The organism is Hyunsoonleella aestuarii, assembly GCF_006148925.1.
GTDB lineage: Bacteria > Bacteroidota > Bacteroidia > Flavobacteriales > Flavobacteriaceae > Algibacter_D > Algibacter_D aestuarii.
The window spans coordinates 1,650,315-1,662,247 of record NZ_VAWB01000001.1; the positions used below are offsets into that span (position 1 = coordinate 1,650,315).

General features: G+C 34.0%; 12 protein-coding genes. 7 read left to right on the forward strand and 5 right to left on the reverse strand.

Annotated features, from left to right (window positions below; translation table 11 throughout):
* Window positions 1-54: 54 nt before the first annotated feature.
* The 6 genes from FEF17_RS07465 to FEF17_RS07490 are packed head-to-tail and all read left to right on the forward strand — an operon-like array spanning window position 55 to window position 4,423.
* Window positions 55-1,503: a type III PLP-dependent enzyme domain-containing protein gene (locus tag FEF17_RS07465; RefSeq protein WP_139001720.1), complete on the forward strand. Its 1,449-nt coding sequence runs from the start codon at window positions 55-57 to the stop codon at window positions 1,501-1,503.
* A 4-nt stretch (window positions 1,504-1,507) separates the two neighbouring features.
* Window positions 1,508-2,446 carry an agmatinase gene (gene speB / locus FEF17_RS07470; protein WP_139001721.1) on the forward strand — a complete coding sequence of 313 codons (939 nt, stop codon included), beginning with the start codon at window positions 1,508-1,510 and terminating at the stop codon, window positions 2,444-2,446.
* Window positions 2,433-3,410, forward strand: a complete 978-nt coding sequence (locus tag FEF17_RS07475) for a deoxyhypusine synthase family protein (RefSeq protein ID WP_139001722.1) — start codon at window positions 2,433-2,435, stop codon at window positions 3,408-3,410. The genes speB and FEF17_RS07475 overlap by 14 nt, the downstream gene beginning before the upstream one ends.
* Window positions 3,411-3,442: 32 nt before the next feature.
* Window positions 3,443-3,766, forward strand: coding sequence for a hypothetical protein (locus tag FEF17_RS07480; protein ID WP_139001723.1), 324 nt, complete (start codon window positions 3,443-3,445; stop codon window positions 3,764-3,766).
* Between the two features lie 14 nt (window positions 3,767-3,780).
* A complete protein-coding gene (locus FEF17_RS07485) occupies window positions 3,781-4,002 on the forward strand; it encodes a hypothetical protein (protein WP_139001724.1) in 222 nt (73 codons plus the stop codon).
* Window positions 4,003-4,012: 10 nt separating this feature from the next.
* The gene (locus tag FEF17_RS07490; RefSeq protein ID WP_139001725.1) at window positions 4,013-4,423 is read left to right on the forward strand and encodes a VOC family protein; all 411 of its coding nucleotides are present in this window, start codon (window positions 4,013-4,015) and stop codon (window positions 4,421-4,423) included.
* A 46-nt stretch (window positions 4,424-4,469) separates the two neighbouring features.
* Here FEF17_RS07490 and FEF17_RS07495 read toward each other — a convergent pair whose 3' ends face one another.
* A complete protein-coding gene (locus tag FEF17_RS07495; RefSeq protein ID WP_139001726.1) occupies window positions 4,470-5,861 on the reverse strand; it encodes an MptA/MptB family glycosyltransferase in 1,392 nt (463 codons plus the stop codon).
* A 115-nt stretch (window positions 5,862-5,976) separates the two neighbouring features.
* Between FEF17_RS07495 and ggt the strand changes: the two genes are divergently transcribed.
* A complete protein-coding gene (gene ggt, locus FEF17_RS07500) occupies window positions 5,977-7,665 on the forward strand; it encodes a gamma-glutamyltransferase (RefSeq protein ID WP_139001727.1) in 1,689 nt (562 codons plus the stop codon).
* Window positions 7,666-7,691: 26 nt separating this feature from the next.
* On the opposite strand, the gene FEF17_RS07505 is transcribed toward ggt, so the two are convergent.
* Genes FEF17_RS07505 through FEF17_RS07520 form a run of 4 tightly spaced genes read right to left on the reverse strand, consistent with a single transcriptional unit; the run spans window position 7,692 to window position 11,933 of the window.
* Window positions 7,692-9,182 carry a cellulose synthase family protein gene (locus FEF17_RS07505; RefSeq protein ID WP_139001728.1) on the reverse strand — a complete coding sequence of 497 codons (1,491 nt, stop codon included), beginning with the start codon at window positions 9,180-9,182 and terminating at the stop codon, window positions 7,692-7,694.
* Complete coding sequence (locus FEF17_RS07510; protein ID WP_139001729.1) at window positions 9,179-9,871, reverse strand: glycosyltransferase family 2 protein; 693 nt, start codon at window positions 9,869-9,871, stop codon at window positions 9,179-9,181. The genes FEF17_RS07505 and FEF17_RS07510 overlap by 4 nt, the downstream gene beginning before the upstream one ends.
* Window positions 9,868-10,344: a toxin-antitoxin system YwqK family antitoxin gene (locus FEF17_RS07515; protein WP_139001730.1), complete on the reverse strand. Its 477-nt coding sequence runs from the start codon at window positions 10,342-10,344 to the stop codon at window positions 9,868-9,870. Before FEF17_RS07515 ends, FEF17_RS07510 begins: the two co-directional genes overlap by 4 nt.
* Window positions 10,344-11,933 (reverse strand): 4Fe-4S binding protein, encoded by a 1,590-nt coding sequence (locus FEF17_RS07520; RefSeq protein ID WP_139001731.1) that lies wholly within the window; start codon window positions 11,931-11,933, stop codon window positions 10,344-10,346. Before FEF17_RS07520 ends, FEF17_RS07515 begins: the two co-directional genes overlap by 1 nt.

An 11,933-nucleotide genomic window follows, 5' to 3' on the forward strand; every position in this document is an offset into this window, starting at 1 on the left:
GCCGTAACCCGTAATTAATACACGATTTACATTTTTAACTTTTAAATAAATATTTTGAATACTAAATACATTGATTTAATAAATCAGACTTTTGATTTCCCTCAAGAGGAATTTAAAGTAAATAAAGGGCAGTTGCATTTTCATGGGATTGATTTAATGCAATTAACACAGCAGTATGGCGCGCCATTAAAATTCACCTATTTACCGCAAATCTCTAACAACATTAATAGAGCAAAACAATGGTTTGCAGATGCTATTGAAAAGCACAATTATAAGGGTAGCTACAATTATTGTTATTGCACCAAAAGCAGTCATTTTAAGCATGTTTTAGATGAGGCTTTGAAGAACGATATCCATATTGAAACATCTTCTGCTTTTGATATTGATATTATTGAAAATTTAAAGGCTGAAGGGAAAATTACCAACAATACCTATGTAATTTGCAATGGTTTTAAACGTGTGCAGTACGTTACCAATATTGCCCGTTTGATAAATAATGGGCATAAAAATGCCATTCCAATTATTGATAATTATGAAGAAATAGATTTGCTCTCACAGGAGATTAAAGGCAAATTTAATGTTGGAATTAGGATAGCATCTGAAGAAGAACCAAAATTTGAATTTTATACTTCGCGTTTAGGTATTGGCTACAAAAATATAGTGCCTTTTTATAAAAATCAGATAGCTGATAACGAAAAAGTAGAACTTAAAATGTTGCACTTTTTTATTAATACCGGCATTCGCGATAATGCCTATTACTGGAACGAACTTTTGAAATGTTTAAAGGTGTACACCAGTTTAAAAAAGATTTGTCCGTCGTTAGATAGCTTAAATATTGGTGGTGGTTTCCCTATTAAAAACTCTTTAGGGTTTGAGTTTGATTATGAATATATGATTGATGAAATTATCAATCAAATTAAATTAACCTGCGAAGAAGAGGAGGTAGAGGTGCCAAACATTTTTACAGAATTTGGAAGTTTTACCGTTGGCGAAAGTGGTGGTGCTATTTATGAAGTATTGTACCAAAAGCAACAGAACGATCGCGAAAAGTGGAATATGATAAACTCATCATTTATTACCACATTACCTGATACTTGGGCTATTAACAAACGCTTTATTTTGTTAGCGGTAAACCGTTGGCAAGATAGCTATGAGCGTATTCTACTTGGTGGTCTAACCTGTGATAGCGACGATTATTATAACAGCGAACAACACATGAATGCGATCTACTTGCCTAAATACAATAAGGACAAACCATTGTATATCGGTTTTTTTAATACAGGCGCTTACCAAGAAACCATTGGTGGTTTTGGTGGTTTGCAACACTGTTTAATTCCGTCGCCAAAGCATATTTTAATTGATAGAGATGCCGATGGAAATATAACTACCAGACTATTTAGCGAACAACAAAAAAGTGAAGATTTATTGAAAATATTAGGTTACGAAAAGCAATCAGAACCTGTGACATCAGAAGGTTTAGAGGTAGCCAAAGTTTATAATTAATACAATGAACAATAAAACATACGCTGGAATTCCTGAAGAATTCGCAAAATTAGAACAAGCTAAAATTGTTGTAATTCCTGTGCCTTATGATGGCACAAGCACATGGCAAAAAGGCGCCGACAAAGGCCCGCAAGCTTTTTTAGAGGCTTCAGAAAATATGGAGCTTTATGATATTGAAACAGATACCGAAGTATACCAACAAGGCGTTTTTTTAGCCGATTCGGTTACTGAAAATACGTCGCCAGAAGCGATGGTGGAGGCTGTACATCAGGCAACTAAAAAATACATTAAGAAAAACAAGTTTGTAACTGTTTTTGGTGGTGAGCATTCTATATCTATAGGAACAATTCGTGCGTTTAACGAAATGTATCCTAGCTTAACAGTGTTACATATTGATGCGCATGCCGATTTACGTCAATCATACGAAGGTTCTACTTGTAACCATGCTTGTGCGGTTTATGAAGCGAGTCAAAACACCAATTTGATTCAGGTGGGCATTCGTTCTATGGATATCATGGAAAAAACAGTGATGGATGAAGAGAAAACTTATTTCGCTCATGAAATGGCTGTGGACGATACTTGGATGGATTCGGCAATCGATCAAATGACAGATAATGTGTTTATCACGTTTGATTTAGATGCTTTCGACCCTTCTATTTTACCAAGTACAGGTACGCCTGAACCAGGGGGTTTATTTTGGTATGAAACGTTGGAGTTTTTAAAGCAAGTATTTGAAGAAAAAAATGTGGTAGGTTTTGATATTGTGGAGCTTTGTCCAAATTCAAAAGAAAAATCATCAAACTTTTTAGCTGCGAAATTGTATTACAAAATGCTGAGCTATAAGTTTATGAATGATAATTTCGATGACGACTTTGATAATAATTACGAAGCAACCGAAACAAAAAAGAACACCTTAAAATTTACTGAAGATGCCAACTACTAAAGGTCCAATTTCAAAATTTATAGAGCAACATTATTTGCATTTTAATGCTGCGGCTTTGGTTGATGCGGCTAAAGGCTATGAAGCGCAACTAAACAATGGTGCTAAAATGTTAGTGTCTTTAGCAGGCGCTATGAGTACTGCAGAATTAGGTAAGAGTTTTGCAGAAATGATTCGTCAAGATAAAGTACAAATTATTTCTTGTACAGGTGCAAACTTAGAGGAAGATATCATGAATTTGGTGGCGCATTCACATTACAAGCGTGTACCAAATTATCGTGATTTAACACCTCAAGAAGAATGGGATTTGCTAGAAAAAGGCTTAAACCGAGTTACCGACACTTGTATTCCAGAAGAAGAAGCATTTAGAAGATTGCAAGAGCATATTTTTGAAATTTGGAAAGATGCTGAAGCCAAAGGCGAACGCTATTTACCTCATGAGTATATGTATAAAATGTTGCTATCGGGTGTTTTAGAGCAATACTACGAAATAGATATAAAGGACTCGTGGATGTACGCAGCTGCGGAAAAGAATTTACCAATAGTATGTCCTGGATGGGAGGATAGCACCATGGGTAATATTTTTGCAAGTTATGTTTTAAAGGGTGAGCTGAAAGCAAGCACGATGAAATCTGGTATTGAATACATGACGTTTTTAGCCGATTGGTACACAGATAATTCATCAAAAGGTATTGGTTTCTTTCAAATTGGTGGTGGTATTGCTGGCGATTTTCCAATATGCGTAGTACCTATGTTGTATCAAGACATGGAACGTACAGATACTCCATTTTGGAGTTATTTTTGCCAAATTAGCGATTCTACAACAAGTTATGGGTCGTATTCTGGAGCAGTTCCAAATGAAAAAATCACATGGGGGAAGTTAGATATTGATACACCAAAATTTATCATAGAAAGTGATGCGACTATTGTTGCGCCTTTAATTTTTGCTTATCTTTTGGGCATGTAAATTGACCAAATCAAAAAAAAAATCACCTAACTATGAAAAATAGAAATGATAATTTAAAACGTGTCATTGTAGATTTTAAAAAGTTGACTCCAGAAATTCTTGCAATGCTAGTAGAAAAATATCCAGATGGATATGATGACGACCATATCATATCCTTTAGAAATCAACATAATGAACTTATAGAAGCTGTTGAGGTTACTACTGAGGATACTAAATATTTGGTAAAAGTAAGTACCAAACTTGAAGTAACGATGGAAAATTATGACGAGGATGATTATGAAGATTTTGATGACGATGATCCAGAAGCAGTGCAAGACCCAGATATAGTGGATGAAAGTTCAGAAGACGATAATTAATACTTTTTTATATTATGAGAACAGCCGCTTTTAAGTCCTACAAAAACGGTTATTTTACCTTTTGGTTTGAAAACGGAGAGGAGTTAGCTTTTGAAGAAGTACACCCTCGCGTTTTAAAGCAATTCGATTTAAAAAACGATAAAAGCTTGATTGATAAGGATTTTAGAATCACTTTCATAGAAGATGGAGATGATGATAATCCTATTTACAGAGTAGAAAGTTTAAAACCTCTTTAACCAGAATTATATGAAAACAACTTTTCACATGTCTTTACCTTGCATGAGCATTAACGAGACTAGTAGTTTTTATACTAAAATTGGCGCTGCTAAAGGTAGAACGACCCAAAGTTGGGTGGATATTAATCTTTATGGTCATCAAATTACTTTTATTAAGGCAGGGAAGCATAGCTTTAACAGTCCTAACTATGTTTTTGAAGGTAAAATATTACCTTCATTTCACTTTGGAATTATATTAGATTCCAATACATGGAATTTAGTTTATGAAAAATTAAAAGAACAAAAATTAGACCTTGTTACTGAATCTACTTTTTTGAAAGGTAAAGTAGGTGAGCACCATTCCTTTTTTGTTAAAGATCCTAATGATTATATGTTAGAGTTTAAATGTTTTGAGACTGCTGAAGAGATATTTAAATCTTGAAAACTTATAATTTACTTATTTAACGAAATAATTTTATCAAATCAAACTAGCTCCTTTTCCGGAGCTTTTTTATGGATACTTCCCATATAAACACACCATAAACAATAATATATTCTAATCCAATTATCCATAAATTTTCAGATTTATCGGCTTTATTAATATTCACATAAGCGAGATAACTGAGGATAATCACACAACTCCACACCAGAGGAAATTTGTACTTTGTAAAAACAGACAAAATTAATAATGTAGCTATGTACCATGGATGTACCGTAGTGGCTGTAAAATAATAAAACGATAGAACAAATAGCATAGCGGTAATAAGTTCTAAAGTGGTTTTATTTTTTTTAAAAAACGCCATTAGAATAACAAACACAATTACAATTAAAGAAAGTATTTTACCTATTATGGCAATTTCATTGTAGCCTCTAAATGTATAGCCTATTTCTCTGGCGATGTAATATAGACTTCCGTTAAATTCAAAATTTTGAAACCAAAGCGCAACAGTTTTTGAATAGTTATGTAAAAAATCGGAAGCGTAGAATGGAAGAAAAAGCAAAAGTGTAGTTGCAATAACAATAATGTAAAAGCTAACAAGTCTGACTAGGTTTAGAATAATTGAAACATCTTTCTCTTTTTGATTACTTTTTATAAACCATTGAAAAAATAATGGTAAAAATATAAGTGGAATCAATTTGACCGAAATAGAGAGTGCTAAAACAACTCCAGCCCATTTCCATTTTCCAATATTGAGCAAGTACAAACTCCAAACTAAAAAGAATATCATAACGCCTTCAAAATGCAGGTTCCCTGTTAATTCAATAATTATAAATGGATTTAATATATACCAGAATATGTTATAGCTAGGAATTTTAAGTTTTTCTAAAAGTTTTTGCCCAAAGTGTAGTGTGCCAAAATCTGCCGCTATAATTAGCAAACGCATAATAACAACAGAACCTAAAATACTTTTTCCAGCAAACAGTCCTGCTAAAACAAAGCAGAGTTGATTTATGGGAGGATAGTTAGTAAAATGACTCGCATTTAAATTACCCATACCTTCATATAAAGTGTGGGCTTGATAAACTGGAATTTCATCTTTATTAATGAAAGATTCAACTGTGAATAAATATGGATTAATACCTTCTAACAATATTCTACCGTCCCAAATAAAGCGGTAAAAATCTTGTGACAAATTTGGAATTGCTAAAATAAAAATAGCTCGAAATGAAAAAGCGAGGAAACTCAAAGCACGTGTGTTATGCTTTAATGTGTTAACCAACATATAGAATAATAAGAATAAGACTACATAAAAAACAATAAGCTTAGTGTATTCTGTACGGGTTAAATCGTAAGCAAATAAAAAATAAAATAGTATACTAGAAAATACTAGGAATAAAGATGTTCTATTAAGTTTTAAAAAAGTCGTATTTAAAAACATATTCAAATATAATGCTATTTGTTTGTTGCAGGCATTAACCAAAACTTACTTGATAATCATAAATAAAACGAGTAAATTCGTTAACCTTCAGTTAATCAGTAAAAAACATCTTTTTATGAAAAAAGCAGCATTACTTTTATCCGCATTATTCACTGTCTTATTTAGTTCTTCTCAAGATAGAGTGACAGGAGAGTTATTTGCAACACGATCGGAAGTTATAGCTCAAAATGGTATGGTGGCTACAAGTCATCCATTAGCTACTCAAGTAGGTCTGGATATATTAAAAAAAGGAGGAAACGCTATTGATGCCGCTATTGCAGCCAATGCAACATTAGGACTCATGGAACCAACTGGTTGTGGTATAGGAGGTGATCTGTTTGTAATTCTTTGGGATGCGAAAACCAAAAAATTATATGGTCTTAATGCTAGCGGAAGGTCGCCCAAAAACTTAACCTTGGATTATTTTGAAGAAAAAGGGATGACTAAAATACCATCATATGGTCCATTACCAGTAAGTGTTCCAGGTGCTGTAGATGGTTGGTTTGAGTTACTTAATAAGTTTGGCTCTTTACCAATAAAGGATATTTTAACACCTGCAATTAATTATGCGGAAAATGGTTTTCCCCTTACAGAACTTATTGGTCACTATTTCAGCTTAAGTGTTGATAGATTTTTGATGGCCAAGTTTGAGAATATTGAGGATACTTATGTTCGGAATGGTAAAATCCCCAAAGAAGGCGAGATTTTTAAAAACCCTTATTTAGCTGATACATATAAGAAGATAGCTGATGGTGGAAGAGATGCATACTACAAAGGAGAGATAGCAAAAACAATTACAGATTATATAAAATCTCAAGGTGGCTTTTTGTCAATGGAAGATTTTAAAAACCATAAAAGTGAATGGGTTGATCCTGTTTCCGTTAATTATAGAGGGTATGATGTATGGGAACTTCCGCCAAACGGACAGGGGATTGCCGCACTTCAAATGCTACAAATTCTAGAAGGTTACGATTTTTCAAATATTGAATTTGGCAGTGCAGAACATCTTCATCTGTTTACTGAAGCAAAGAAGCTGGCTTTCGAAGATCGTGCTAAATATTATGCCGATATGGATTTCGCGAAAGTTCCAGTTCAAGAACTTTTATCCGATTCTTACGCCGAAGAAAGGCGTAAATTAATAACAGATAGAGCCTCCAAATATGATGCTGGCGAAATAAGTGCTGGAGAGACCATCTATTTAACAACAGCCGATAAAGAAGGAAATATGGTTTCGTTTATTCAGAGTAATTATCGTGGTATGGGTTCTGGGATGGTGCCGCCAAAATTAGGATTTATGCTCCAAAATAGAGGCGAGTTATTTAATCTAAAGCGCGGATATTTTAATACCTACGAACCTGGTAAACGACCTTTTCATACTATAATTCCAGCTTTTATAACTAAAGACGGGAAACCTTTTTTGAGTTTTGGGGTCATGGGAGGCGATTTTCAACCACAAGGGCATACCCAAATTGTTATGAATCTAGTTGATTTTGGAATGAATATTCAGGAGGCAGGAGATGCTCCACGGTGGGATCATTCCGGTACATCAAAACCCACGGGCGAACCTGCGGAAGGAACTGGGGAAATCCATATAGAATCGAAAATTCCTTATGAATCTGTTAGAGGCTTGATGAAAAGAAGACATAAAGTCGGATTTGGTTTAGGCGGTTATGGAGGTTATCAAGCTATTTTATGGGATGATGAAAATAAAGTGTATCGTGGTGCTTCAGAAAGCAGAAAAGACGGGCAAGCGTCTGGATATTAGTAGCCTAATGTTTTATATTAAAAAGCTTAAACTTTGGAAGCTATTGATTTGAAGAATACATAGCCAAAACCAACAAATAGCATTAAGTGAAAAGGGAATAACCCAAAATCACCACCTTGGTTTCCAACTATAAAGGCACTATACATTCCAAATCCAAAATAAAGCATCAATAAACCTTCAAAAATAACATGAATTGAGACCGTTTTTTTCATGTATTTGTTATTCTTCCAATTGTCTTTATACTTGCTAATATTGAATTTAGGCGTACGAACAAATTCACTTTTCTTGCCTAAATGACCTTCTAAAACCGCAATCGAGTTATGAAGAGAAAAGCCCATTGCAATGGAGAAAAACACAAAAAACATCCCAATATATTTTATGAAATTCTTAATACCTCCGCCGTATATATTCTTATACATAAACCAATAGCAAATAAAAAATATTACGCTACTTATCACAAAGAAGCTCATAACATAAAAATATGGCTTTAAGTGTGCATATTCATTTTTTATATAAAGCATAGGGATACTAAAAACACCAACAATTAATACGTTTAAAAACATGGTACTATTTAGTAAATGTAAAATACCATGAACTTTAGTTTTTGGAGAAATATTTTGGCTGCTTAATACGCGACCAAGCATTTTTCTAAAGTTTTCTGCTCCTCCCTTGTTCCATCTAAATTGTTGAGAACGCGCAGCACTAATTACTATTGGCAGTTCTGCAGGAGTTTCAACATCTTCAAGATATTTGAATTTCCAGTTCTTTAATTGCGCACGGTAACTTAAATCTAAATCTTCTGTTAATGTGTCTCCTTCCCAGTTACCAGCATCAATAATACATTGCTTACGCCACAAGCCTGCAGTTCCATTAAAATTTATAAAATGGCCTTTACAATTTCGACCTGTTTGTTCTAATGTGAAGTGTGCGTCAAGCGCAAAAGCTTGAATTCTTGTTAGGATTGAATAATTGCGGTTAATATGTCCCCATCGTGTTTGGACTACGCCTATGGCTTCATCTTTAAAATAAGGAACCGTTTTTTTAAGCCAATCTTTTTTTGGTAAAAAGTCTGAATCAAAAATAGCGACAATTTCTCCTTTTGAGATCTTTAAACCTTCTTTTAAAGCACCTGCCTTAAAACCTGTTCTGTTGGTTCTAGTAATATGTTTAATATCTAGTCCTGTGGCTTGAATTTTTTCAACATGTTTTCGTGTGCTTTCAACAGTTTCGTCGGTAGAATCGTCAAGTACTTGAATTTCTAATTTTTCTCGAGGATATTCAATTTTAGCGATGTTATCCAATAAGCGCTCCATAACATACATTTCATTATACACCGGAAGTTGTATAGTGATGTATGGCACTTCATCTGGATTGGATAAATCAAGTTTTGGACATTCGATTTTTGTTCTTTTAGAAGATAAGTAATTAAATAATAGATTCAACTGCGCTAATGCATACAAGAATATGAGCAAAAGGGCAATTGAATAAATAATAATAACTGTGGTTTCTAAAATCATTTTTTGAAGCTGTATTTAAAAATCCAACCTAAAATTTTTACGCCTGCAAATATAGCACCTTTTATTGTACCAGACACCTTTGAAACACCAATTCTATTTCTATAGTTTACTGGTATTTCGGTATATGTAAGATTATGCTTTAAAGCTTTGAGCTGCATCTCTACAGTCCATCCATAAGTTTTGTCTTCCATATTCAAAGCCAATAGTTTTTTATACTTAATAGCTCTAAACGGTCCTAGGTCGGTATATCTAGCACCAAAGAATAAGGTCATTAAAGATGTTGCTAACCAGTTACCAAAAATTTGTGGTTTGGTCATAGAACCTGTTTCTCTCAGCCATTTTACCCGGGCACCTATTACAAAATCAATGTTATCATTAATAATTGGTACAACTAATTTTGTGAGTTCTTCAGGATAGTCACTATAGTCTCCATCTAAAAAAACAAGTATATCTGGTAATTCAGATTGCTTGGCAATATATTCCATCCCTTTTAAACAGGCATAGCCATAACCTCTGTTGGCTTCGATTAAAACTGTTGCGTCAGCGTTTCTGGCGTTAAGTTCAGTATTATCGGTGGAGTTGTTACTAACAACGATTACTTCATCGACAATATTTGGGATGTCTTTTATAACCAGCCCTATCGAGTCTTCCTCATTATACGCTGGAATAATGACTTTTATTTTGGTCATTGCAGATCGCCGAGTTTGTTTTCTTTTTTAAAGGAAGCAAAGGTAGTCCATTCTTTTAATTTTTTACCTGCTTTGTATTTGGAAGCTGCAATTAATTCTTCATTTCGGTATATTAAACAATACCCATTTTTTCTATTGTTCCTTAATTGGCATTTGTGATTTACCTTTTCCAGGTCATCGTAAAACAACCACCAATCGTTTTTATTTCCATCTTTATAGTGGCCTTCTTTTATTAAGGATCCGGTTTGCGAGTAATATTTCCAATATTTGGATTCTTTACCTTCAGAAAAATGACCTTCTTTTTTAATATTTCCATTTTCATAATAGAACCTCCAAAACTTTGATTTCTTATTGTGTTCAATCCATCCTTCAGATTGAATGTTTCCATTTTCGAAGAAGGATCTATGATATTTTTTTTCCGCAAAAGTGTTTAAGGCAGTTAGAAGTACAACGATTAAACTTAAGTATTTCATTACTTCTTATTTACTAAATCCATCAAATCAATGTCGTTTCCTAAAAGCACTTCTGTTGGGTTAATACGACCTTCCATAGAGTCATTTTCTAATTTCAAAACACCTCTTGGGCATACAGCTGAACAAATACCACAACCCACACAGCTTGAGCGTACAATGTTTTCACCTTTTTGAGCATAAGCTCGTACATCTATCCCCATTTCACAATAGGTTGAACAGTTGCCACAAGAAATGCATTGCCCTCCATTTGTGGTTATTCTAAATTTAGAAAATAAGCGTTGCTGAAACCCTAAAATAGCCGCCATGGGGCATCCAAATCTACACCAAGCTCTGCTGCCTAGAATGGGGTAAAATCCAGTACCAATAACACCCGAAAATATGGAGCCAATATAAAGGCCATAAGCAGACCTTAAAGCGCTTCCTTTAATATAAAAAAGATGATCTATAGTGCTGGTAAAATGCATAATAAGTAGCAAAGCAATGGTGGCAAAAAATCCGATGGCTCCCATTTTAGCATCCTTGCCTAATTCTTTTCTTTTAAAGAACATAACTCCAGTAAATATTAAGGTTAAAAAGCCAATAATTAAGGAGATGAAAAGTCCTCGTGTTAGCCAAAAATCATTTTTGCTATAGCCCAAATAGGTATAAACCATGGCGGTTGTCATAACCACAGAGAAGACTAAAACGGCATGTATTAACCAGCGCTCTAATTTCCAAGCCGATAATTTTTTAGAAGATAATTGTCTGAAAGAATCTCCTGCTGTTTCAGCTAGACCTCCACAGCCACAAACCCATGAACAATACCATCGTTTTCCAAACTTATAAGTTAAAATTGGAGTGATAACGAATATGGAAATGATGCCAAAAAGTAGTAAGGACAGTCCAATTGTTCCGTTTGATAAAAAGGCTTTTACAGACCATTGATCAAAAATATAATAGTTAAGTGGCCAGATGCTTTTTAAGTCGTAATAAGGTAGGTCGTTATTCATGACGTACATAAATTCAGGAATTAAAAATGCAAATGCTAGTTGGAAAAACATGACTGACACTGTTCTTATCTGCTGATACCGATTGTGACGATATTTTACAATAAACTTATATCCAAAAGCTAAAATAGCAATCGTGTATAGTGTCCCATAAACAAACCATTGACTAGCTGGTCGTCCACTTAATAAGTTGCTTAACGGGTCAAATAAACTTATAAGTCCTGTATTTTCTGTACCATTTGTTCCAAGTCCTAAGTGCTTAGGAAAGAAGTATAATACAATATAAAAGGCCGTTAGAATCACCCCAACGATCCAGCCCCAAACACCTCTTGATGAGATAGATTTGAACCATACGCCATCATTTTTAATGCCTTCCAATTTTGATAAATAGGCTTCTCTTGAATAGATAATTGTCCCAATAGAAATTAGCCCTAAAGCAAGGGTTAAGAACAACCCTACATCTGGGAAATTAGTATTGAATAGGGCAAGTGCCATGATAAATAATCCAACAATCCCTAGGGCTAGAGCTATCTTTTGTTTATTGGTAATATCTATTGCATCAGGTTTTGCTAATGACATACTATGGTTTATTTTATTGCTCAT